We start from the raw sequence: 23,075 nt of genomic DNA on the forward strand, positions 1-23,075 counted from the left end.
ATCGTGTTGGATGATGACCGGATGGAGCTTCGCCAGATGCGGTACGCCGTCGCCGTCGCGGAGACGCGGAACTTCACCCGGGCCGCGGCCCAGTGCTTCGTCGCCCAGTCGGCCCTGAGCCACCAGATCAAGAGCCTGGAGCAGGAGCTCGGCGTGGCACTGTTCGCGCGCACCAGTCGCCGCGTCGAGCTCACCGCCGCCGGCGAGGCCTTCGTGGCCACGGCCCGCCAGTGCCTGGAGGCCGCCGAGCGGGCCGCGGCCGACGCGGCCGCGGCGGGTGGCCAGATCCGCGGCCGGCTGCGGCTCGGCGTGATCCCGACGGCTGTCGTCCTCGACGTGCCCGCCGTCCTGCAGCAGTTCAAGGAGCTGCATCCGCAGGTGCGGGTGCGGCTGCGCGCCGGCGCCAGCGACCAGCTCGCCGCCGAGGTCGCGGCTGGCACCCTGGACGCGGCGATCCTCGGGCTCCCGGAGGGGGAGCCGCCCCGCGGGGTCGAGGCGCGGGTGCTGGCCCACCAACAGCTGGTCGCGGTCGTCCCCGCGGCGCACGAGCTCGCCGGCCGTTCCGAGGTGACCCTCGCGGACCTCGCGCTCGCGCCGTTCGCGGACTTCCAGGCCGGCACCCCGGGCCGGGCCCAGAGCGACCAGGCGTTCGGAGCGGCGGGGCTGGAACGCGACGTCGCCTACGAGGTCTCCTCGGTGGACCTGATGCTGCGGCTGGTGGCCCGCGGTCTGGCCGTCGCCTTCCTCCCCGAGCCGGTCGCGGCGGCCGCCGCCGGGACCCGGACCGTGCCGGTGGCCGACGGCCCGCGGCGCGTCGAGTACCTCGTGTGGAGCGAGTTCAACCCCACCCCCGCCGCCCGCGCCTTCCTCGCCGCCCTCCCCATCACCCATCGCTGACCCGGCAGGAATGGTCGCGCGGAAGGGGCCGACCCGGCAGGAATGGTCGCGCGGGAGGGGCTGACCCGGCAGGAATGGTCGCCACCGAACGACCAGAAGTGCCGGGTCGGCGTACCTGCCGCGACCAGAAGTGCCGGGTCGGCGGGGGATCGGGCGCGGGCCGGTACGGCCCGGTGCGGGTCGCCCACCCATCGAGCGGTGAGCCTGCCACCGTCTGTCGCGCGGAAACGGTGGCCAGCTCACCGCTCCGCCCCGGAACGGTGGCCAGCTCACCGCAGCTCGCGGCCCCGGAACGGCAACCCCACCACGACCCGTGTGTACGCCGTACGGCCGCGGGTACAAAGGGCCGCCCACACCGACAGGAGAGGCCACCCATGTCCGATGCCACGAAATCCTCTGACACCACGGACGCCGGTGGGGAGGTCCAGGGACCGGGGCTGACGGGATCGATGCTCACGGCGGCGCTGGTCTCCGCGGTGGCCGGCCTGCTCTACGGCTACGACACCGGCATCATCTCCGGCGCACTGCTCCAGATCACCGACGACTTCCACATCGGGACCGGCATGGAGCAGACGATCGCCGCCTCGATCCTGCTCGGCGCGGTGATCGGGGCGCTGGCGTGCAGCTTCCTCTCCGAGCGCCTGGGCCGCAAGGGCACGATCCTCGTGGTCTGCGCCGTCTTCGTCGTCGGGTCGCTGGCCAGCGCGCTGGCGCCGAACCCCTGGCTGCTGGTCGCGGGCCGGGTGGTGCTGGGCTTCGCGGTGGGTGGGGCCACCCAGACCGTGCCGATGTACGTCGCGGAGCTGGCGCCCGCGCGGCACCGGGGCCGGCTGGTGCTGGCCTTCCAGCTCGCGATCGGTGTCGGCATCGTGATCTCCACGATCGTCGGCGCCACCGAGGCGGTCTCGTGGCGGATCGCGATCGCCGCCGCGACCGTGCCGCCGGTGGTGATGGGCCTGCTGATGCTGCGGCTGCCGGAGAGCCCGCGCTGGCTGGTCAAGCGCGACCGCGTCGACGAGGCCCGCGAGGTGCTGACGAACGTGCGCGCCGACGGCTACGACGTGCAGCCCGAGCTGGACGAGATCATCGAGGTCGAGGAGCTCAAGCAGGAGACCCGGTCCCGGGACCGCGGCTGGCGGGGACTGCGCCGCCCCTGGGTGCGGCCCGCCCTGGTGGTCGGCTGCGGCATCGCGATCTTCACCCAGCTCAGCGGCATCGAGATGATCATCTACTACTCGCCGACGATCCTCACCGACAACGGGTTCGCCACCAGCACCGCGCTGAACGTCAGCGTCGGGCTGGGTGTGACCTACCTGGTCATGCAGATCATCGGGCTCGCCATCGTCGACCGGGTCGGTCGGCGCCGGCTGACGCTGGTGATGGTCCCTGGCGCGGCGGTGAGCCTCATCGTGCTCGGCTGGTTCTTCGTCTCCGGCAACGACGGTCACGACCAGACGCCCTTCATCATCGCCACGCTCATCATCTTCATGGCCTTCAACGCCGGCGGCCTGCAGCTGATGGGCTGGCTGACCGGCTCGGAGACCTACCCGCTCGCGGTGCGCAGCGCCGGCACGAGCGTGCAGTCGGCGAGCCTGTGGAGCACGAACCTGCTGATCACCCTGACCCTGCTCACGATGATCGAGACGTTCGGCGTCGGGCAGACGTTCTGGATCTACGCCGGGTTCAACGTCGCTGCGTTCTTCTTCGTGCTGCGCTTCATGCCGGAGATGACCGGCCACAGCCTCGAGGACATCGAGAAGCACCTGGCGGACGGCAAGTTCTCGCCGAAGGACTTCGAGCGGGCCTCCTGAGCGAGGACACCCCGGAACGCGAGAGCGCCCGCCCCCGAACGGGGGGCGGGCGCTCTTGCGCGACAGCAGGGTCCGGGACGGACCCGGGCGTCACTTGCCGGCGACGGCCTGCTTGAACGCGGTCGCGGCCTTGAAGCCGGGGACGGTCGTGGCGGCGATCTGGACGGTGGCGCCCGTCTGCGGGTTGCGGCCCTCGCGAGCGCTGCGGTCGCGGGGCTCGAACGTGCCGAGGCCGGGGACCTGGATCTTCTCGCCGGAGGCGACCTGCTGGGTGATGACCTCGGCGACGGCCTTGAGGGCGCGGTCGGCGTCAGCCTTGCTCAGGTCCGCGTTCTCGGCGATGGCCTGGACGAGCTCGTCCTTCTTCATGCTGCTCCTTAGGTTGGGGTCGAGGGCTGAACCTACAGCCGGTCGGGGCTGCGCACCGACGACCCGGAGGGCCGGATGGTGCGTCAACCGTTCCCAAGGATGCCGGATCGCATGCCCGATCTGCGCGACCGACGCCCCTGCGGCGATGCGTGCGTCACTTCGGGGAGGTGCCGCCACGGGCTCGGGGTACCGGCCTGAATGCCTCAGGAGAACGGTCGCGGGGCCGATGTCGACGACGTGGACACCCCCCGCCTCGCCCCCCACCGTCGCCGGAGGACAGCAGTGCGGCACCGCCCAGCCGTGCACCCGCTCCGGACCCGGCTCGGCCTGCTCGCGCTCGCCGTCCTCGCCCCGGCGGTCCTGGCCGCCGGCGTCTCCGGCGCCGGGCCGGCCGCCCCGGCCGCGGCCACCGCTGCGGCACCGGCGGCGCGCGCGGGCGCCGGCAACCCGCTCGCCGGGCGGACCATGGGGGTCTACCGGGGTCCCATGGAGCAGTCCTGGGCGCCGTACCAGCGGGCCACGGGCGCGAAGAAGGAGCTGCTCGCGAAGATCGCCCTGCGCCCCAAGGCGAAGTGGTTCGGGGCCTGGGTGCGCGACGCGGACATCGAGCGCAAGGTCGAGGACTACATCGCGAACGCCACCGGCGGCGACCCGAACGTGCTGGTGCAGATGGCGGTCTTCCGGATGGTGCCGTGGGAGCACGACGCGTGCAAGCGGCTGCCGAGCAAGGCCCAGAAGAAGAGCTACCGCCGGTGGATCCGCGGGTTCGCCCGCGGTGTCGGCAACGCCCACGCGGCCCTCATCCTCCAGCCCGACGGGCCGTTCGCGCTGTGTGTGCCGAAGGGCTCGAAGGTGCCCTCCCGGATGATCCGGTACGCCGCCAAGCGGCTCGCCGCCCTGCCGAACACCAGCGTCTACATCGACGCCGGCGCGGGGGACTGGCCCAAGGACCGCCCCGACGAGGCCGCCCGCTTCCTGATGCCGGCCGGCATCGAGTACGTGCGCGGCTTCGCGCTCAACTCCACGCACTACTCGCCCACGAGCGTCGAGATCGGGTTCGGGACCCGCCTGGTCGAGGAGCTGGCCCGTCGCGGCGTCCCCGGGCGCCACTTCGTCATCAACACCTCCTCCAACGGCAAGGGGTTCGACTTCGGCACGGCCCGGGGCAAGCACCCCGACCATGCCAAGGTCTGCCGCAGCCGCAGCGACTCCCACTGCGTCACGCTCGGCATCCCGCCGACCACGGACGTGACCAGCCCCCGCTGGGGACTCTCCGCCGCCGACAGCGCCCGGGCCGCGGCGCACGTGGACGCCTACCTGTGGTTCGGTCGACCGTGGCTGTTCATGCAGGCCGACCCGTTCCTCACCAAGCGGGCCCTCCGGCTCGTGCGGACCACGCCGTACTGACCGGGCCGGACCAGCCTTTTCCGCTCAGGTCGCCCCCGGGGCGGCCGAAGTCCTCCTGCGAAGGCCTCTGCTCGGGTGCGGGGCCGGACAACTGAGAGGACACGGGTGCGCGAGCGCGACGTTCGACCGACGGGAGTGGAACGGGTCCTGGGGGTCGACGAGATCATCGTGACCAAGACCGATCCGGCCGGGATCATCACCTACGCGAACGAGACATTCCTGCGGATGTCCGCGCTCGCCGAGGACGAGGCGGTCGGCGCGCCGCACAACCTGATCCGGCACCCGGACATGCCGCGCGGGGTCTACCGGCTGATGTGGGAGACGATCCGCTCGGGCCAGGAGCTGTTCGCGTACGTCGTGAACCTGGCCGCCGACGGCGCCCACTACTGGGTGCTCGCGCACGTCACCCCGTCCTACGACGCCGCGGGCCGGCTGGTGGGCTACCACTCCAACCGCCGCGCCCCGCGCCGCGACGCCGTGGCGCGAGCCGAGGAGCTCTACGGCCGGATGCGCGCCGCCGAGGCCGGCCAGGCACACGGCCGCGCGGCGGTGGACGCCTCGGTGCGGGCCCTGGACGACGCGCTCGCCGCGAGCGGCCAGACCTACGACGAGCTCGTGTGGGCCATCACCAACGAGGCGACGGCGTGAGGCGCGCCCGCCGCGCGGCCGCCCGGATCGCCGAGCTGGAGGCCGAGCTGGCTGCGCACCGTGACGCCGTCCGCCTGGCCACCGGTGCGCTGGGTGCGCTCGCCGACGGCGACCTCGAGGCCCGGGTGCCCCGCCTCGGTGACGCCGAGGAGCTCGCCGGGCTGCGGCGGGCCGCGAACCTGCTCGCCGACCGCAACGACGCCTTCGTGCGCGAGGCCGCCGCGGCGCTCGCGGCCGCCTGCGAGGGCCGCTACCACCGCCGGCTGCTGGTCCGCGGCCTCCCGGGTGCGTTCCGGGCGGCGGCCGAGACCATCAACACGGCCCGCACCGCGATGCAGGAGAACGAGGCGAGCAGTGCGCGCCGGGAGGCGCGGACCCGGGCCGAGCTCGAGGCTGCGGTCTCCGCCATCTCCGACCGGGTCGCCGACACCTCCGCCGACCTGGCCGCCTCCGCCGAGGAGCTCACCCGGGCGGTGTCGGAGGCCGGCGCCGGAGCCGTGTCCGCCCGCGACGTCATCCACACCCTCGAGCAGTCGTCCCAGCAGATCCAGACCTCCGTGGCGCTGATCAAGAAGGTCGCGGAGCAGACCAACCTCCTGGCGCTCAACGCCTCGATCGAGGCGGCCCGGGCCGGGGCGGCCGGCCGCGGGTTCGCGGTCGTGGCCGACGAGGTCAAGAACCTCGCGGCGACCTCGGCCCGGTCCTCCGACGACATCACCGCACGGGTCGACGAGGTGCGCGCCGGGGTGGCCGCCGCGGTCGCCTCGATCGGCCAGGTCACCGGTGCGGTGGCGGAGATGGGGGAGCGGGCCCAGGCGGTGGAGACCGCCGCGACCGGCTCCGGCGGCGAGCCGGGCCTGAGCCGGCTGGCGGTCACCCTGCGCGACGAGATCGCCCGGTTCACCGGCGGCGCCCGGGTCTGAGCGGGCGCGGCCCGGGCGGTCACGGCTGGTCCAGACCGCTGCGACCGGTCCGTGGGGATTCGCTCAGCCCTCGGTGCCGGCCGCCGATCGGGGAGGGGCAGCACCCCGTCAGACCGCCATCAGGACGCCCCATCCCCCCGGAGGCGTCCCGCGTGGCTCCCTCCGCGGTCCGACGGTTCGGCGCCGGCCACCGTCCCCCCGGATCCACGGACGGCCGGCGCCGCCTCCTCTGCTGGAATCAGTCGGCTTCGCGGAGCACGTGCAGCTTGCGCCGGCGCAGCAGCCGGAAGCCGGGCCGGCCCCGGAAGTACTCGTCGACCGCGCGCTGGCAGCCCGACCAGCCGTAGTAGTCGTCGACGACGATCCGCCCGCCCACCGAGAGCCGCGGCGCGATCCGCTCCAGGCAGGTCATCGTGGACTCGTACCAGTCGCCGTCCACGTGGGCGAAAGCCACCGGTTCGTCGAGGTGGATCGTGTCCTCGAAGAGCCCCTGCACCAGCTCCACGGTGTTCTTCTCGGCCGGGAAGCCCAGCCGGCGGAACGACTCGGTGACCTCGGCGTACAGGTCGGTGCGGTAGCCGTAGTAGACCTCGCCGTCGAGGCCCTTCGCCTGGCCGGCGGTGATCGCCTGGTAGCGCTCGTGCACGTCGGTGCCGTCGTGCTCCGAGGGCGGCGGGATCATCCCGAACACGTCGTAGACCTTCATCGGCCGCTCGCGGGCCTTGGCGGCCGCGAGCACGATCCCCGAGCCGCCGCGTGCGGTCCCGGCCTCCACGATCGCCCCGGGTACGCCGGTCGCGTCGAGGTCGCGGACCAGCGTGGCGAGGTTGCGCAGCTGGTCGGCACGCAGGAACGACAGCTTCTCCCGGCGGACCCGCTCGATGGTCCGCTCCACGTCCTCGGGCAGGTCGAAGGAGGCCTCGGTGATCTGGGCGCGGGCCCGGCCCAGGGCCCGGCGGGTCGCCTCGAGCTCGGCCTCGACCTGCGCCAGGCGGGCTCGGGCCCGGGCGCCGGGGAGCAGGCGCGCGGCGCCCCGCTGTCGGGTGCGGTCTGCCTGCGCCACGGGTGTCCTCCCAGGATCGTCGCCGGCGGTCTGGACCCGGCTGCGCCGACCCTAGGCCATCGACGCGGGGTGCCGCGCCTGCCTCACCGGGGGCCGCCGCCGCCCGGGGCCTCGCCGTCGGTGTGCCCCTCGGAGTCGCTCGTGGGCAGGATCGAGAGGATGCCGCGCGCGGCCTCCAGCAGGTCGCGGACCTCGGCGGCGCTGACCGAGTAGATGACCTCGGTGCCGACCCGTCGCGAGACCACCAGCGAGTGGCGGCGCAGCACGGCCAGCTGCTGGGAGAGGTTGCTGGGGCCGATCTCGATCTGCTCGAGAAGCTCGTGCACGGCATGGTCGCGCTCGGAGAGCAGCTCGAGGATCCGGATCCGGGCCGGATGTCCCAACGTCTTGAAGAAGTCGGCCTTCTGTCGGTGCAGCGGTACAGCCACCGGGCACCCTCCTGTGGTCGAGATGTGACCCAGTCGTCCGCGTGCGGCCGAAGGATGGGATCATCTGACTTGAATGATTGTTCAAGTGTGGCCTCGAGCCACGCGATCGACCAAACTCGGCAAGGCAGGCGATCACGATCGGGTCGCCAGCGCTCCGGAGAGGACAGTTCACATGGCTGATGTGCAGTCGGCGCTCGATGCTGCAGGCCTGACCAACCCCAAGGTACGAGAGTACGTCGAGCACTGGGCCGCGCTGACCGGCGCGGACCGGGTCGAGGTGGTCAGTGCATCGGATGACGCCCGGCTCGTCCAGGAGTCGCTCGACGCGGGAGAGCTGCTGCCCGCAGGCGAGGGGCTGTACTACTCCCGCAGCTACCACAAGGACACCGCCCGCTCCGAGGAGCGGACGATCGTGGCCACGAACAACCCCGCGGACAAGGGCGTCTACAACAACTGGCGGCCGGCCTCGGAGATGAAGCCGATGCTCGAGGAGCGCATGCGCGGCGCTTCGAAGGGCAAGACCATGTACGTCATCCCGTACCTGATGGCGCCTCCCGGCAACGCGCTGGCCCCCTGGGCCGCCGGCGTCGAGCTGACCGACACCCGCACCGTGGTGCTGCACATGATCCGCATGTCGCGGGTCGGCGCGGAGTTCGTGAACGACCTCGAGGACCCCGACAGCTTCGTGCGCGGCGTGCACGTCACCGGCGACCTGGAGAACCTCGGCCAGGGCACCCCCGACGACCAGCGCTACTTCGTCACGGTCGCCGACGAGCGCACGATCCTGCACTACGGCAGCTCCTACGGCGGCAACGCGCTGCTGGGCAAGATCGCCCACGGCCTGCGCCAGGGCGCCTACGACGGCTGGGCGTCGAAGAAGTTCCTCGCCGAGCAGTACATGCTCATCGGCATCCGGGACAAGCAGACCCAGAAGACCTACCACATCTGCGGTGGCTTCCCGAGCGCCTCGGGCAAGACCAACCTGGCGATGATGCTCGCTCCCGACGCCCTCGGGGACCGCTACCACGTCGAGTTCTACGGCGACGACATCGCCTGGCTGTGGGTCGACGAGGCCACCGGCAAGCTCTACGGCATGAACCCCGAGTACGGCGTGTTCGGGGTCGCCAAGGACACCAACGAGACCACGAACCCGACCGCCCTGCACTCGGTCGACGCCGGCACCCAGGCGATCTTCACCAACGTGGCCTACAACGAGATCACCCAGGAGGTGTGGTGGGAGGGCAAGACCAAGAACCCGCCCACCGAGCTCGCCGGCTGGCTGGACTGGAAGGGTGACCCGATCGCGGCCCGCGAGCCCGGCGACACCGCCCCGTGGGCGCACCCGAACAGCCGCTTCACCACCACGCTCGACAACGTCCCGAACATCGCTCCGGACTACGACGAGCCCGCCGGTGTCCCGATCGACGCGATCATCTTCGGTGGCCGCACCCGCGACCGCGAGCCGCTGATCCGCGCGATCACCGACCTCGCCGAGGGCGTGTACGACGGGCTCACGCTCGGCGCCGAGGCCACGTTCGCGGCCGAGGGTGTCGACGGCCAGCTGCGCTACGACCCGATGTCGAACCGGCCGTTCATGGCCTACGGCGAGGGTGACTACGCCCAGCACTACCTCGACATCGTGGGTGCGGCGAAGGACCTGCCGATCTTCGCCCACGTCAACTGGTTCCAGCGCGACCCGGAGGACGGCCACTTCCTGTGGCCCGGATACCGCGACAACCTGCGCCCGCTGCTGTGGCTGCTGCAGCTGAAGAACGGCGAGGTCAAGGGTCGCCAGACCCCGGTCGGCATCATCCCGACCAAGGAGGAGCTCAACCTCGAGGGCGTCGAGATCTCCGAGAAGGACCTCGAGACCGTCCTGACCATCGACAACGCCCGCTGGCGTCAGGAGATGGGCTTCCGCGAGGAGCACCTCAAGCAGTTCGAGAACCTCCCCGAGCAGATCTGGGAGGCGCACCGCCGCGTCGCCGGCGCCCTGGAGTCCGAGAAGGACGCCTGAGCGAGGCCGACCACCGGCACCGACACGTTCGCCCCCGAGCCGCTGGCTCGGGGGCGAACGTGCGTCCTGGGCCCGGGTGCCGCAGGGCTCAGGGCGCCGGCGTACCGGCGAGCAGGCAGGCGACGGGCCGGTCGTCCTCGCCGCGGGGCACCAGCGCCGGGACCTCGCTGCGGCAGCGGTCCTCGGCCAGCCAGCAGCGGGGTGCGAACGCACAGCCGGGCGGCCGGTCGACGGGGCTGGGCGGCTCGCCGTGGAGCCGGATCCGGGTGCCGCCGCCCCGCTCGGCGGGGTCGGCCGCCGGGATCGCGGAGACCAGGGCCCGGGTGTAGGGGTGCCGCGGGTCGCCGAGCACCTGCTCGACGGTGCCCTCCTCGACGATCCGGCCCAGGTACATCACCCCGACCCGGTCCGCGACGTTCGCGACGACAGCGAGGTCGTGGGCGATGAAGAGGTAGGAGAGCCCCCGGCGGCGCTGCAGGTCGCGCAGCACGTTGATCACCTGCGCCTGCACCGAGGCGTCCAGGGCGGCGACCGGCTCGTCGAGCACCAGCAGGTCCGGCTCCAGGGCCAGGGCCCGCGCGATGACGACCCGCTGGCGCTGGCCGCCGGAGAGCTCGTGCGGGCGGCGGTCCATCAGCTCGGGGCCGAGGCTGACCTCCGCGAGCAGCCCGGCCAGCCGGGCTCGGTCGGCCGGGCGGCCCTGCACCAGCAAGGGCTCGGCCACCAGCGACGCGACGGTTCCGGCCGGGTCCAGCGAGGAGTACGGGTCCTGGAAGACCAGCTGGAAGCCGGGCCGCAGCGGCCGCAGCGCACGCCGGGACAGGTGGGTGATGTCGGTGCCGAGCACCTCCACCCGCCCCCCGGTGGGCTCGTGCAGCCGGGTGACGCACCGCGCCACCGAGGACTTGCCGCACCCGGACTCGCCGACCAGCGCGTAGGTCTCGCCGGCACCCACCTCGAAGGAGACCTCGTCGACCGCACGCAGCGTCGCGCGCCGACGGCCCACCGCGACCGGGAAGGTCTGGACGAGCCGATCGACGCGCAGCACGGGGGCGCTCATCGCAGCACTCCTTCGGAGGTGGTGTCGGCGGTGGTCTCGGGCGGGGCCTCGAGGTGGCAGGCCGCGAGGTGGCCGGCGCCGCGGATCGTCAGCGTCGGCACCTGGACGGAGCACTCGGGGAGCGTCAGGGCGCAGCGCGGATGGAACGCGCACCCGGACGGCCGCTGGGCCGGGGCCGGCGGCTGGCCGCCGATCGCCGGCAGGTCGGTGCCGCGTGCGGCCAGGTGCGGTCGGCTGGCGAGCAGGCCGCGGGTGTAGGGATGTGCCGGCTCGCGGAAGATCCGCTCCACCGGGCCGGTCTCCACGATCCGCCCGGCGTACATCACCGCGACCCGGTCTGCGATCTCGGCGACCAGGCCGAGGTCGTGGGTGATCAGCACGACTGCCGTGCCGAGCTCGTCGCGGGCGGTGCGCAGCAGGTCGAGGATCTGGGCCTGGATCGTCACGTCGAGGGCCGTCGTCGGCTCGTCGGCGATCAGCAGGCGGGGCCGGTTGGCGAGCGCCACCGCGATCATCGCGCGCTGCTTCATGCCGCCGGAGAACTCGTGGGGGTACTGCCGGGCCCGGCGGGCCGGGTCCGGCACCCCGACCCCGGCCAGCGCGGCCACCGCCCGTTCCCGGGCGGCGGAGCGCGACAGTCCCCGGTCGTGCAGCCGCAGGGTCTCCACGATGTGGTCGCCGACGCGCATCAGCGGGTCCAGCGCCTGGGACGGGTCCTGGAAGACCATGCCCACCTCGCCGCCCCGGACCGGTCGCAGCCGCTTCTCGTCGTACGCCAGCAGGTCGCTGCCGTCCCAGAGCGCCTCGCCGCCCCCGACCCGGACGCCGGTCGGCAGCAGGCCGAGGACCGAGCGCATGGTCAGGCTCTTGCCCGACCCCGACTCGCCGACCAGCCCGAGCACCTCGCCGGCGCCGATGGTGAGGTCGACGCCGTCGACCAGGCGCACCGGGTCCGGGCCCGGCCCGGTCTCCAGGCGCAGGTCGCGGATCTCCAGCAGCGGCTCGGGCCGTCGGGTGCCGCTCATCGGGTCTCCGTCCGGACGTCGAGCGCGTCGCGCAGGCCGTCGCCGAGCAGGTTGGTCAGGGCGACGGTGGCGGTGAGGGCAGCGCCGGGGAAGACCACCAGCCACCACGCGGTCTCCAGATAGGCGCGGCCGTCGTTGAGCATGCTGCCCCACGACGCGGTCGGGGGACGCACGCCGAGGCCGAGGAAGCTCATCGCACCCTCGATGACGACCAGGGTCCCGACGGTGAGGGTCCACACGACCAGGTTGGCCGGGAGCACGCTGCGCAGCACGTGCTTGCGCAGGATCCAGCCGTCGGAGGCGCCCATCCCGATCGCGGCCTGGACGTAGTCCTCGCCGCGCAGGCTCGCCGTCGTGGCCCGGGTGATCGAGGTCGGCGTGACCCACGCGGCGATCGCGAGCAGCACCACCAGCACCGTGACGTCGGAGCCGACGACCGCGACCGTGGCGATCGCCAGGACCAGGAACGGGAAGGCCAGCCAGACGTTGCTGGTCTCGATGACCAGCCGGTCGAACCACCCGCCGCGGTAGCCGGCCAGCAGCCCCAGGACGATGCCGAGGACGCTGGCGGCCGTCGCCGAGACGAAGCCGACCAGGAGGGACACTCGACCGCCGTACAGGGTGCGTGCCAGGACGTCGCGACCGAGGTGGTCGGTGCCGAGCAGGTGCGATCCCGTCCCGCCGTCCAGCCAGAACGGCGGGGCGAGCCGGTGGGCGAGGTCCTGGGCGTCCGGATCGTGCCGGGTGAGGAGCTCGGGGAAGGCCACCAGGAGCAGCAGGAGGACGAGTCCGCCCAGCCCGATGGCGACGGCGGGGCGCCGCAGCATCGTGATCACGCCGCCCTCCGGATCCGGGGGTCCAGGCGACGCAGCAGCAGCTCGCCGGCGGCGCTGATCAGGATCACGACCACGGCGATCGCGAACACCGTCGCCTGCACCACCGGGTAGTCCCGGCGGAAGATCGAGTCGACCAGCTGGCGCCCGATCCCGTCGTAGGCGAAGAGCGACTCCACGATCACCGCACCCGAGATCAGGTGTGCGATCTCGATGGTGAGGAACGCCGCGAGCGGGACCAGTGCATTGCGCAGGGCGTGCTGCCACAGCACCCGGCCCTGGCCGGCTCCGCGGGCCAGCGCGGCGCGGGTGTAGTCCTGCCCGAGGGCCTCGAGCATCCCCGAGCGGGTCAGCCGCACGAGCCGGGCGACGGTGAGCGCCGCCAGCGTCAGCACCGGGAGGACCAGGTGGGCCGGCGTGCCGGACCCGTACGTCGGGAGCCAGCCCAGCTTCAGGCTCAGCAGGAGCAGCAGCAGGATGCCCAGCAGGAAGCTCGGGACCGCCTGGACCAGGCCGGCGAGCGCGGACACGGCCCGGCCGGTCGGCCGGCGGTGCCGGGCGGCGGCCAGCACCCCCAGCGGCACCCCGACCAGCACCGAGACCACCACGGTCACGGCGGTGAGCAGCAGGGTGGCCGGCATCCGGTCCAGCACCAGCCGCAGCGCCGGCTCCCCGGTCATCAGCGAGGAGCCGAAGTCCAGGCGCGCGGTGTCGGCCAGGAAGTGCAGGTACTGCTCCAGCAGCGGCTGGTCCAGTCCCAGCGAGACCCGCACCTGCTGCACCTGCTCGTCGGTCGCCCCGGCGCCCGCCACCACCGCGGCCGGGTCGCCGGAGAGCCGCAGCAGGAAGAACAGGATGGTCAGGATCCCGAGGGTCACCGCCACCAGCCGGATCAGCCAGCGGGCGACGGTGGCCGTCAGGGACCCGCCGACACCCGGTCCGCGGGTCTCCGGTGCCGTCGAGACGACCTCGCTCATGCCGTCCGGACGACCTGCTGCAGGTTGATCAGCGACGAGCCGCCCAGGCGGAGGTCGACGTTCTTCGCGTGCACGAAGGCGAGCTTCGGCCAGCCGAGGAAGAGCACCCCGGCCTCCTCGCGGAGGATGCCGGCCATCTGCCGGATCAGCTCGGCGCGCTTGGTCTCGTCGAGCTCCACGGCCACCTGCTCGTAGAGCGCGGCGTACTCGGGGCTGTCGAAGTGCAGCTGGGTCCCGGGTGCCTGGGGCCCGAAGCGGGTCACGCTGAGGATGTCCTGCAGGTCGAAGTAGTCGGTCTGCCAGTACACCAGCGGGAAGTCGCTCTTGCTGAGCAGGGTGCCGAGGAACGCCGAGATGTCCTGGAGCTCGACGCGGCTCTTGACACCGATCGCGGCGAGGTAGCCGACGACGATCTCGGCCTGGGCCTTGAAGAACGACGTGGTCACGATCGGCAGCTCGAGGTCGGTCGCGCCGGCCTCCTCCAGCAGGGCCTTGGCGGCGTCGGGGTCGTAGGCGAACCCCTCCAGCGCCTCGTCGTAGCCCTGGTAGCCCGGCTGCAGCAGCTGGCCGGTGCTCACCGTGCCGTGGCCGCCGAGGCCGGCCTCGACAAACTCCTCGTGGTTGATCGCCATGTTCAGGGCCTCCCGGACGCGGGGGTCGGCCAGCTTCGGCTCGACGTCCGGGATCAGCGAGCAGATCGCGCAGGACCCGGCGCTCGGGGTCTGCACCTCGTGGCTGCTGGCGAGCTGGTTGGCCTGGTCCGGGGGGAGGCCGAAGGCGGCGTCGACATCGCCGGCGCGCGCGGCGATGGCCAGCGCGCTGGGGTCGGAGATCGCGACCAGGGTCGCGGACTTGATGCTCTCCGAGGGCTGCCAGGCCTCCTCGAAGCGCTCCAGGCGAACCTCCTGGGAGGGGGTGTAGCCCACGACCCGGAACGGGCCGGTGCCGGAGATCGTCTCGACGCTGACGTCGGCGCCGATCATCGCCGGGTCGACGATGTCGATCATCGTCAGGCGGTTCAGCAGGATCGGGTCCGGGCTGGACGTGGAGATCCGGACCTTGAGCGGCTCGACGACCTCCACTCCGGTGATCGGTCCGAGCCGCCCGACCAGCAGCGAGTACGCCGGGTCGCCGGACAGGATCCGCTCGACGTTGGCCTGGACCGCCGCGCCGTCGAAGGCGGCGCCGCTGTGGAAGGTGACGCCGTCGCGGAGGGTGAGCTCGAGCGTGGTGTCGTCGGCACGGTTCCACTCGGTCGCCAGGGACGGCGCGATCTTGCCGTCGCCGTCGAATGCGACCAGGGCGTCGAAGACGTTGATCGCGTAGGTGCGGCCGACGTTCGAGGTCGCCGCGTGCGGGTCGATGGCGCTGGTGATCGCGGTCGAGCCCAGCGTGATGGTCGCTCCGGTGAGCGCCTTGCCGCCGCCTCCCCCGCTGCTGTCATCCGTGGCGCAGCTGGCGAGGGCCCAGACCGCCGTCGCGCCGGCGCCGAGGCCGAGCAGGCCGCGCCGGGACAGGTTCGGGAGCGTCTCGAAGGTGGTCATGGCGGGCGCCCTTCGTCGGCTGTTTCACGTAGAGAAACAGTGTCCGCTATGTCATATATGACTTTGGTGACATTGGGAACCCGTGCGCCGACGGGCGAGACGGCCCACCGCCGTCGTGCCGGCGTGGGGCGGGTGCTCGCTGGGCCGTGTCAGGGCCGCGGCACGAGGGCTGCCTCGGACTGCCCGAGCCAGCGGGGGAGCCCGCGGCGTACTTCCGTGGGACCGTCGACCCGGACCAGCCCGGTGGCCAGCGCACGCTCCCAGGAGAGGTCGCCGCGCCAGATCTCGGTCAGCACCCGCAGGTCGGCGCGGACCGTCGCCGTCACCTCGAAGCCGGGGTCGTCGTCACACACGTCCACCCCGGTGCCGGTCACGCACATCCACCAGCGCCCCTGGCGCGGCTCGACGTCGGGGAAGCAGAAGGCGAGCACGGTCCGGCCCCGCGGCCAGGCCGCGAGCGGGATCTTGCGTCGGATGTCCCACATCAGCAGGTGCGGGTCCAGGTCGGCCCGGCCGAGGGTCCCGATCCAGCGCACCCCCCAGCTGCCGAGGGCCTCGACGACCCCGGACAGCTCCCGCCCGCTCTCGGTCAGCGTGTACGACGTACGCCCACCGGCCTCGCGGCGCTCCACCACGCCGGCCCGCTCCAGGCTGCGCAACCGCTTGCTGAGCAGGGCGGGGGACATCCGCGGGACGCCGCGGCGCAGCTCGTTGAAGCGGGTGCTGCCGTAGAGCAGCTCGCGCACCACGAGCAGGGTCCAGCGCTCGTCGAGCACCTCCATGGCCTTGGCCACGGGGCAGAACTGGCCGTACGTCGACATCGTGCCTCCGAGTGCATCCCCGCCCTCCAGTAGACGCCCGCGCGCACCGGGGCGCCAGTACTGAACCTGAAGCGGCACCGGTTCAGACTCGGCACTGGCCGGGGGCCGCCCGGCGGCGCGACGGTGGAGCTCCGACGTACACCGAGAGGAGCGCCACCATGAGCGCCAGTCAGGACTCCCTGCGTGAGCCCGCCACGGGCAACCCCACGGGCAACCCCACGGACACCGCGCTGAAGGCCCGGCACCGGGCGATGTGGGCCTCGGGCGACTATCCGGCCGTGGCCGAGGAGCTGATCCCCGAGCTCGGCCAGGCCCTGGTCGACGCGGTGCGGCCCCGGTCGGGCCAGCGCGTGCTCGACGTCGCCGCCGGCTCGGGCAACGCAGCGGTCCCTGCCGCGCTGGCGGGGGCCGACGTGGTCGCCAGCGACCTGACCCCGGAGCTGCTCGACGCCGGCCGCGCGGCGGCGGAGTCCGACGGCGTGACGCTGAGCTGGGAGGTCGGCGACGCGGAGCAGCTGCCCTACCCCGATGCGTCGTTCGACGCGGTGCTCTCCTGCGTGGGGGTGATGTTCGCGCCCCAGCACCGGGCCGCCGCCGACGAGCTGGTCCGGGTCTGCCGGGCGGGCGGCACGATCGGCCTGGCCAGCTGGACCCCCGGAGGCTTTATCGGCCAGATGTTCGCGACGATGAAGCCCTACGCCCCGCCCCCGCCTCCCGGCGGGCAGCCGCCGCCGCTGTGGGGCGACGAGGCCCACGTCCGGGACCTGCTGGGAGACCGGGTGGCCGACATCGAGGCGGTGCGCCGTGAGGTCGTCATCGACCGGTTCGCGACGCCGGCGGAGTTCCGGCAGTACTTCAAGGACCGCTACGGCCCCACCATCGCCATCTACCGCTCCCTCGCCGAGACCCCCGAGCGCGCCGCCGAGCTGGACGACGCCCTCGACGCGCTCGCCGCGCGCTCCGCCGACGCCGACGGCACCATGCGCTGGGAGTACCTGCTGCTCACCGCCCGGCGGACGTAGGCCCGCTGGTCGAGCGGCCGGTGGTCGAGCCGTGAGGAGCGCTGGCGACGAGCGCGTCGAGACCCACCGGTCACCGGACAACGCGGTGGCGCCTCGCTCCGGTGGTCGAGCCGTGCCGGTGGTCGAGCCGTGAGGAGCGCTAGCGACGAGCGCGTCGAGACCACCCGTTCGCCGGACAAGGCGGTTCCGCGCCGCTGGGGTCGAGGGTCTTGGTCCCGCGGCGCGCCCGCTCCCGTTTCTTGAGGTGACGGTCCCGCCCTCCGTCGCAGAATTTTCTTTCCACATTCCTCGCTCCACCTCTAGTTCTTCGAACACCTGTTCGAGTAGAATGTGCTATGGCCATCGACCCGAACCCCGCCCCGCTGGGCGAGTGCGACAGCCCCGCTGCGGTGCTGGCCTTCGTGCGGTCTCGCCGGGCTGTTGCGGATCGGGCTGAGGTCGAGCTGCTGGAGGCCGCGGTCGCGTGGGCGTCGATGCACTCGGTCGACTGCCTGGACGACGCGGCCTGCCTCCCGGGTGCCGAGGGTGAGGTCGCGATCGCGGGGCCGGGTGCGCCGCTGGTCACCGAGTTCGCCCCGCTCGAGCTGGGCGCCGCCCTGGGGATGTCCTCGGACGCGGCCCGGGCGATGCTCGGCGAGGCGGTCGAGCTCGCGCACCGGCTCCCCAAGACCTGGGCTGCGGTCCGCGCCGGCGAGGTACCGGCGTGGCGGGGCCGCAAGATCGCGGCGAACACCCTGTCGCTGCCCGCCGACGGCGCTGCGTACGTCGACCAGCACGTTCACAGCGTCGCGGGGAAGATCGGGTACGCCGCCCTGGACCGGCTCATCGAGGAGGCCCAGGTCCGGTTCGACCCCGCCGGAGCGGAGGAGAAGTGCCGCGCCGCGGCGGACCGGCGGCACTTCGACCTGGACACCGGACGGGTCTCGTTCGGCGGGACAGTGGTCGTGGACGGTGAGCTCGACCTCGCCGACGCCCTCGACTTGGACTCCGCGGTCGCCCGCGGCGCCCGGGTCCTCGGCGAACTGGGCTGCGCGGAGTCGTTGGACGTCCGCCGCTCCCTGGCGGTCGGGGAGATCGCCCGCCGCCAGCTCGCCCTGGACCTCGACACCACCCCGACCCAGGTGGCCTCGCTGTCCAAGCGGTGTCGGCCCCGCCAGGTCGTCGTCCACGTCCACCTCACCGAGGCGGCCATCGCCGGCGCGGATGGGCTACATCTGGCCCGGGTCGAGAACAGCCGCTCGTTCGTCTCCGCCGACCAGGTCAAGACCTGGTGCGCGAGCCCCGACACCCAGGTCATCGTCAAGCCGGTCATCGACCTCGCCGACGTCACCCACGCCACCGCCTACGAGGTCCCCGACCGGATGGCCGAGCGCGTCCAGCTCAACAACCCGACCTGTGTCTTCCCGTGGTGCACCCGGAGTGCCCGACGTGGCGACAACGACCACGTCGTCACCCACCGCCACGAACGCGAAGGCCCGCCACCGGATGATGGTGAGTACGGGGAGACCACCGACCCGAACCTCGCGCCCCTGTGTCGCACCCATCACCGGGCCAAGACCCACACCCGGTGGTCGTACGCGAAGGTCGACGAGACCACCTTCCTCTGGCGCACCCCGAACGGCATCCACCTGCGCCGCGACCACACCGGCACCACCATCGTCGGCTGACCCTGGGTCTCGACACGCTCGCTGCGCTCACGGCTCGACCACCGGACGGTGGTCGAGCCGCGAAGGCGCCCTGGCGCCTGAGAGTGTCGAGACCCCCCGCAGGCACCCGCCGTCCCGGCCGCAGCCGATGGTCTCGACACGCTCGCTGCGCTCACGGCTCGACCACCGAACTTCCCGGTCGACCGCCGGGGTGAGGCTCAGCGGATCAGCGCGCCCATCCACTCCTCCACGTCGGAGGAGGTGCGGGGAAGGGTGCTGGAGAGGTTCTGGCTGCCGTCGGCGGTGACGAGGATGTCGTCCTCGATGCGGATCCCGATGCCGCGCAGCTCCTCGGGCACCAGGAGGTCGTCCTCCTGGAAGTACAGGCCGGGCTCGACGGTGAGGACCATGCCCTGCGCCAGCGTCCCCTCGGTGTACGCCGCGGTGGAGGCGGCGCCGCAGTCGTGCACGTCCATGCCGAGCATGTGGCTGGTGCCGTGCAGGGTCCAGCGCCGGTAGATCTTGCTGTCGGGGGAGAGGGCCTCCTCGACCGGGACCGGCAGCAGTCCGAGGTCCGCGAGCCCGTGCGCGAGCACTGTCATGGCCGCGTCGTGGGTCGCCGCCCACGGCGCACCCGGGCGTACGGCGGCGATGCCAGCCTCCTGGGCGGCGAGGACCAGGTCGTAGAGGTCGCGCTGCAGCGGCGTGAACGTGCCGTCGATGGGCAGGGTCCGGGTGACGTCGGCCGTGTAGAGGTTGCGCCCCTCGACACCCATGTCCAGCAGCACCAGCTGGCCCGGGACGATCGGCCCGGTGTTGTCGATCCAGTGCAGCGTCGTGGCGTGGCTGCCGCCGCCGACGATCGAGTCGTAGCCCAGGTCGTTGCCCATCGCCCGCGCCCGGCGGAAGAAGGTGCCCTCGATCCACCGCTCCCCGAACTCCAAAACCCGCGGCCATTCGCGCACCGAGTCCTCGAAGCCGAGCGCGGTGATGTCGCACGCCTCCTGCAGCTGCGCGACCTCCCAGTCGTCCTTGACCAGCCGCATCTCCGAGACGACCCGGGCCAGGTCGGCGTCCAGCGCGGCGTCGCCCGGCACCAGCCGGTCGACGTGGGCGGAGATCCCGCGGTGCACCCGGGTCTTGGTCGGCGCCGGGCCGGTCAGGTCCTGGGCGAGCTGGTCGACGTGGCGCACCTCGATGCCGAGCGAGTCCGAGAGCTCGCGCGCCGAGGGGCGGCGGCCGGCCCACAGCTCGCCGTACTCCCGGTCCCGGAAGAACTCGTCGGTCTCCCGCGAGGACCGCGGCCGTGCGTAGAGGATCGACCGGCCGTCCTCGACCACCAGCACCGCGTCGCTGGTCTGGTTGCCGGTGAAGTAGGTGTGGGCGGTGTCGGGGCGGAAGCGGTAGTTCGTGTCGTTGGACCGCACCTGGTAGCCGCCTGCGGGCAGCACCAGCCGCTCGCCCGGGAAGGACTCGACCAGCCGCTCGCGCCGGGCCGCGGCGTACGCCGCGACGGGGTGCGGCGGGAGGTCCAGCTCGCGATCGCCCCACCCGGTCCGCATGAACTGCGAGTACGCCTCGGGGACGCTCGGATCGTGGGACTCGGTCTTGATCTCCTCGCTCACGCTCCTCACTGTACGTCGGGGATCGGGGTGCGAGGCACCGTGGCCGATAGGCTGCGGCCGTGCCCGGAGCCCGACGAGACAGTGTTGCCTTCACGGTCGTCGTGACCGTGCTGGTGCTGCTCGGCGCCGCCGTGATGCTGCTGCTCATCGCGCTCTCCGGCGGACCGGGCTCGCTCGCGCTGGCCGCCGTCCTGGCCGCGCTGCCCGTCGGCCCGCTCGTCGGCTGCTACCTCTGGCTGGACCGCTACGAGCCCGAGCCGCGCGTGCTGCTGGTCCTGGGCCTGCTGTGGGGCGGCTTCGTCGCCACCGCCGCGGCGATCCTGCTGCAGGGTGTCGGCGGCCTGGTCGCCGGCTTCAGCGAGGCCGCGGACCTGGCGGTCGTCGCACCGGTCACCGAGGAGCTCTGCAAGGGCGCGTTCCTGCTCCTGCTGCTGTGGTGGCGCCGCGCGGAGCTCGACGGCATCCTCGACGGCATCGTCTACGCCGGCATGGTCGGCATCGGCTTCGCCTTCACCGAGAACATCCTCTACCTCGTCGCTGCCTACGACGGCACCGACGGGCTGGTGCCGGGCGGCGCCGGAGAGCTCACCGCCACGTTCGTGGTGCGCTGCCTGTTCAGCCCGTTCGCCCACCCCTTCTTCACGACCTTCATCGGCATCGGCATCGGCGTGGCCGTCGGCTCGCGCAGCCGGGCGGTCCGCGTCGTCGCGCCGCTGGCCGGGTACGTCGTCGCCGTGATCGCCCACGGCCTCTGGAACGGCTCCACGACCTTCGGGTTCGGCGGCTTCCTGGTCGTGTACGTCGTGCTGATGGTCCCCGCCTTCGTCGGCCTGATCGCCTTCGCGGTCTGGGCCCGTCACTCCGAGCGCCGGATGCTGGCGGCCGCCCTCGGCGACGCCGCCCGTCGCGGACTGGTGCCCGCCACCGACATCGGCTGGGTCGTCGACCTGCGCGCCCGCCGACAGGCCCGCGCCTACGCCCGCGCGACCTTCGGTCCCGCCGCGGAGCAGGCGATGCGTGACTATCAGCAGGCCGCGGTCGAGCTTGGTTTCCTGCACCACCGCTACCTCCGCGGCACCGCGCCGCCGGACTACGCGGCCCGTGGTCAGGAGTACGTCGCGAGGATCGGTGCCGTGCGCCCGTTCATCGCCTTTCCCGGACAGGTGGTACCCGCCAGATGACACCCACGCTGGGCGCGAGCTCGAGCGACGGCGCGCAGATGCTGACCGCCCTGGTCCGCCTCCACGGCGCGCTGCAGAGGACGACGCTGCCCCTCGACACCCCGGCAGCGGACGAGCAGCGCGCGGCGCTGCGCGACGTCGTCGACCAGCTCGAGGACTACATCATCCCGCGGGTCACGACCCTCGAGGCACCGATGCTCGTCGTCGTCGGCGGGTCGACCGGGGCCGGCAAGTCCACGCTCGTCAACTCCCTCGTCGGGCGCCGGGTCACCCAGCCGGGCGTGCTGCGCCCGACCACGAAGTCGCCGGTGCTGGTGCACAACCCCGCGGACCGGACCTGGTTCGGCCAGGACCGGCTGCTGCCCGACCTGCGCCGCGTCGACCACGAGACCACCGACCAGGACGCCCTCCAGCTGATCGCCTCCGACACGGTTCCCGCCGGGATCGCGCTGCTCGACGCCCCCGACGTCGACTCGGTCGACGAGCGCAACCGCGAGCTGGCCGCCCAGCTGCTGACCGCCGCCGACCTGTGGCTCTTCGTCACCTCGGCCGCGCGGTACGCCGACCAGGTGCCGTGGGAGTACCTGCGGGAGGCCGCCGACCGCTCCACAGCCGTCGCGGTCGTGCTGGACCGCACCGCCCCGGACGCCGTCCAGACGGTCTCGACCCACCTCGCCCGGATGCTCGCCTCGCGCGGCCTGAAGGACTCCCCGCTGTTCATCGTCCACGAGGGCACCGTGACGCCGGAGGGGCTGCTCCCGGCCGCCCACGTCGAGGACATCCGCCTCTGGCTGGAGTCGCTGGCCCACGACGGCGGCGCCCGCAGCGAGGTCGTGCGCCAGACCCTCGAGGGCACCGTCCGGGCGCTCACGCTCCGGGTGCACCCGCTCGCGGACGCCGCCGCCGAGCAGGCCGCCGCCCGGACCCGGCTGCAGGGCGCCGCCGAGACGGCGTACGACGAGGCCGCGGCGGCGCTGCTGTCCGGGGCCACCGACGGCAGCCTGGTCAGCGGCGAGCTGCTGACCCGCTGGCAGGAGTTCGTCGGCACCGGTGAGCTGCTGCGCAGCCTGGAGGACAAGGTCGGCTGGCTGCGCGACCGCGTCGTCAACGCGGTCAAGGGCAAGCCCCAGCAGGCGGAGCGGGTGGCCCTCACGGTCGAGGCCGCGCTCGAGGGCGCGGTCCTCGAGCACGGCGCGCGGGCTGCGGAGGCCGCGGCCGCGCAGTGGCGCGAGCGTCCCGAGGGCGCCGCGGCGCTGAGCCTGGCCGAGGAGCGCGGGTCCGGGCCGCTCGGCCGGGTCTCCGGCGGGCTGAGCCGGCAGGCCGAGGACGCCGTCCGCGCCTGGCAGCAGGACGTCGCCGAGCTGGTGCGCCTGGCCGGTGCCGACAAGCGCACGACCGCGCGGTTCCTGGTCTACGGCGTGCCCGGTCTCTCGGTGGCGCTCTCGGTCGTCGCTCTCGACGAGGCCGACGGCGACGCGACCGCGGCCGGCCGGCGGCTCCTGGAGGCCGTCTTCGGCCTCGACACCGCGCCGGCGCTGGTCCAGCGCGCCCGGGACGCCCTGGAGTTCCGGCTCGCGGACCTGCTCGCCGGCGAGCGTCGCCGCTGGGACGCCTTCCTCGACGGGCTCGGCATCGAGGAGGAGGCCGCCAACGATCTGCGCCAGGCGGCCCGCCGCGTCGACGACGTCCGCTTCGCTGCGGCCCGGCGCACGGGCGAGGTCAGCCCCGATGCCCACACGCCCTAGGGTGGTCGGAGCACGATCTGTAGTCGGACTGAG

Annotated in this window: 20 protein-coding genes; 10 read left to right on the plus strand and 10 right to left on the minus strand. The window is 73.0% G+C overall.

Annotation, left to right across the window (positions count from 1 at the left end):
* Nucleotides 1-21 precede the first annotated feature (21 nt).
* Together EBO35_RS06075 and EBO35_RS06080 are read left to right on the plus strand one after the other, a co-directional pair.
* Nucleotides 22-897, plus strand: a complete 876-nt coding sequence (locus tag EBO35_RS06075; protein WP_122816927.1) for a LysR family transcriptional regulator — start codon at nucleotides 22-24, stop codon at nucleotides 895-897.
* A 374-nt stretch (nucleotides 898-1,271) separates the two neighbouring features.
* On the plus strand, nucleotides 1,272-2,708 hold the full coding sequence (locus EBO35_RS06080; RefSeq protein ID WP_122816928.1) for a sugar porter family MFS transporter: 1,437 nt from the start codon (nucleotides 1,272-1,274) through the stop codon (nucleotides 2,706-2,708).
* A gap of 90 nt (nucleotides 2,709-2,798) precedes the next feature.
* Here EBO35_RS06080 and EBO35_RS06085 read toward each other — a convergent pair whose 3' ends face one another.
* Complete coding sequence (locus tag EBO35_RS06085) at nucleotides 2,799-3,077, minus strand: HU family DNA-binding protein (RefSeq protein WP_122816929.1); 279 nt, start codon at nucleotides 3,075-3,077, stop codon at nucleotides 2,799-2,801.
* A gap of 300 nt (nucleotides 3,078-3,377) precedes the next feature.
* Here EBO35_RS06085 and EBO35_RS06090 point away from each other — a divergent pair, with 300 nt between their 5' ends.
* From EBO35_RS06090 to EBO35_RS19910, 3 genes are all read left to right on the plus strand, one after another.
* Entirely contained in the window at nucleotides 3,378-4,484 is a 1,107-nt protein-coding gene (locus EBO35_RS06090; protein ID WP_122816930.1) for a glycoside hydrolase family 6 protein, read from the plus strand.
* Between the two features lie 168 nt (nucleotides 4,485-4,652).
* Complete coding sequence (locus EBO35_RS06095) at nucleotides 4,653-5,132, plus strand: PAS domain-containing protein (RefSeq protein ID WP_206422690.1); 480 nt, start codon at nucleotides 4,653-4,655, stop codon at nucleotides 5,130-5,132.
* Nucleotides 5,129-6,055, plus strand: a complete 927-nt coding sequence (locus EBO35_RS19910) for a methyl-accepting chemotaxis protein (RefSeq protein WP_122816932.1) — start codon at nucleotides 5,129-5,131, stop codon at nucleotides 6,053-6,055. The genes EBO35_RS06095 and EBO35_RS19910 overlap by 4 nt, the downstream gene beginning before the upstream one ends.
* 238 nt (nucleotides 6,056-6,293) lie before the next feature.
* On the opposite strand, the gene EBO35_RS06105 is transcribed toward EBO35_RS19910, so the two are convergent.
* A complete protein-coding gene (locus EBO35_RS06105; RefSeq protein ID WP_122816933.1) occupies nucleotides 6,294-7,118 on the minus strand; it encodes a TylF/MycF/NovP-related O-methyltransferase in 825 nt (274 codons plus the stop codon).
* An 83-nt stretch (nucleotides 7,119-7,201) separates the two neighbouring features.
* On the minus strand, nucleotides 7,202-7,546 hold the full coding sequence (locus tag EBO35_RS06110; RefSeq protein ID WP_122816934.1) for an ArsR/SmtB family transcription factor: 345 nt from the start codon (nucleotides 7,544-7,546) through the stop codon (nucleotides 7,202-7,204).
* Nucleotides 7,547-7,718: 172 nt separating this feature from the next.
* Here EBO35_RS06110 and EBO35_RS06115 point away from each other — a divergent pair, with 172 nt between their 5' ends.
* Entirely contained in the window at nucleotides 7,719-9,563 is a 1,845-nt protein-coding gene (locus EBO35_RS06115; protein WP_122816935.1) for a phosphoenolpyruvate carboxykinase (GTP), read from the plus strand.
* Nucleotides 9,564-9,651: 88 nt separating this feature from the next.
* Here the strand turns inward: EBO35_RS06115 and EBO35_RS06120 are convergent, their stop codons facing one another.
* The 6 genes from EBO35_RS06120 to EBO35_RS06145 form a co-directional block, all read right to left on the minus strand.
* Nucleotides 9,652-10,623, minus strand: coding sequence for an ABC transporter ATP-binding protein (locus tag EBO35_RS06120; protein WP_122816936.1), 972 nt, complete (start codon nucleotides 10,621-10,623; stop codon nucleotides 9,652-9,654).
* Nucleotides 10,620-11,648 (minus strand): ABC transporter ATP-binding protein, encoded by a 1,029-nt coding sequence (locus EBO35_RS06125; RefSeq protein ID WP_122816937.1) that lies wholly within the window; start codon nucleotides 11,646-11,648, stop codon nucleotides 10,620-10,622. The genes EBO35_RS06120 and EBO35_RS06125 overlap by 4 nt, the downstream gene beginning before the upstream one ends.
* Nucleotides 11,645-12,475, minus strand: a complete 831-nt coding sequence (locus tag EBO35_RS06130) for an ABC transporter permease (protein ID WP_241153968.1) — start codon at nucleotides 12,473-12,475, stop codon at nucleotides 11,645-11,647. The genes EBO35_RS06125 and EBO35_RS06130 overlap by 4 nt, the downstream gene beginning before the upstream one ends.
* Before the next feature lie 5 nt (nucleotides 12,476-12,480).
* Entirely contained in the window at nucleotides 12,481-13,458 is a 978-nt protein-coding gene (locus EBO35_RS06135; protein ID WP_122816939.1) for an ABC transporter permease, read from the minus strand.
* Complete coding sequence (locus tag EBO35_RS06140) at nucleotides 13,455-15,002, minus strand: ABC transporter substrate-binding protein (protein WP_122816940.1); 1,548 nt, start codon at nucleotides 15,000-15,002, stop codon at nucleotides 13,455-13,457. Before EBO35_RS06140 ends, EBO35_RS06135 begins: the two co-directional genes overlap by 4 nt.
* Before the next feature lie 149 nt (nucleotides 15,003-15,151).
* Nucleotides 15,152-15,823, minus strand: coding sequence for a winged helix-turn-helix transcriptional regulator (locus EBO35_RS06145; RefSeq protein WP_122816941.1), 672 nt, complete (start codon nucleotides 15,821-15,823; stop codon nucleotides 15,152-15,154).
* A gap of 158 nt (nucleotides 15,824-15,981) precedes the next feature.
* Between EBO35_RS06145 and EBO35_RS06150 the strand changes: the two genes are divergently transcribed.
* Together EBO35_RS06150 and EBO35_RS06155 are read left to right on the plus strand one after the other, a co-directional pair.
* A complete protein-coding gene (locus EBO35_RS06150; protein WP_122816942.1) occupies nucleotides 15,982-16,845 on the plus strand; it encodes a class I SAM-dependent methyltransferase in 864 nt (287 codons plus the stop codon).
* 335 nt (nucleotides 16,846-17,180) lie between these two features.
* The gene (locus EBO35_RS06155) at nucleotides 17,181-18,512 is read left to right on the plus strand and encodes a DUF222 domain-containing protein (RefSeq protein ID WP_122816943.1); all 1,332 of its coding nucleotides are present in this window, start codon (nucleotides 17,181-17,183) and stop codon (nucleotides 18,510-18,512) included.
* 197 nt (nucleotides 18,513-18,709) lie between these two features.
* Here EBO35_RS06155 and EBO35_RS06160 read toward each other — a convergent pair whose 3' ends face one another.
* On the minus strand, nucleotides 18,710-20,116 hold the full coding sequence (locus EBO35_RS06160; protein WP_241153886.1) for an aminopeptidase P family protein: 1,407 nt from the start codon (nucleotides 20,114-20,116) through the stop codon (nucleotides 18,710-18,712).
* 101 nt (nucleotides 20,117-20,217) lie between these two features.
* On the opposite strand from EBO35_RS06160, the gene EBO35_RS06165 reads away from it, so the two are divergent.
* Entirely contained in the window at nucleotides 20,218-21,297 is a 1,080-nt protein-coding gene (locus tag EBO35_RS06165) for a PrsW family intramembrane metalloprotease (RefSeq protein WP_241153887.1), read from the plus strand.
* Nucleotides 21,294-23,042 (plus strand): dynamin family protein, encoded by a 1,749-nt coding sequence (locus EBO35_RS06170; RefSeq protein WP_241153888.1) that lies wholly within the window; start codon nucleotides 21,294-21,296, stop codon nucleotides 23,040-23,042. Before EBO35_RS06165 ends, EBO35_RS06170 begins: the two co-directional genes overlap by 4 nt.
* Nucleotides 23,043-23,075 lie beyond the last annotated feature (33 nt).

Source organism: Nocardioides pantholopis (assembly GCF_003710085.1).
GTDB classification, from domain to species: Bacteria; Actinomycetota; Actinomycetes; order Propionibacteriales; family Nocardioidaceae; genus Nocardioides; species Nocardioides pantholopis.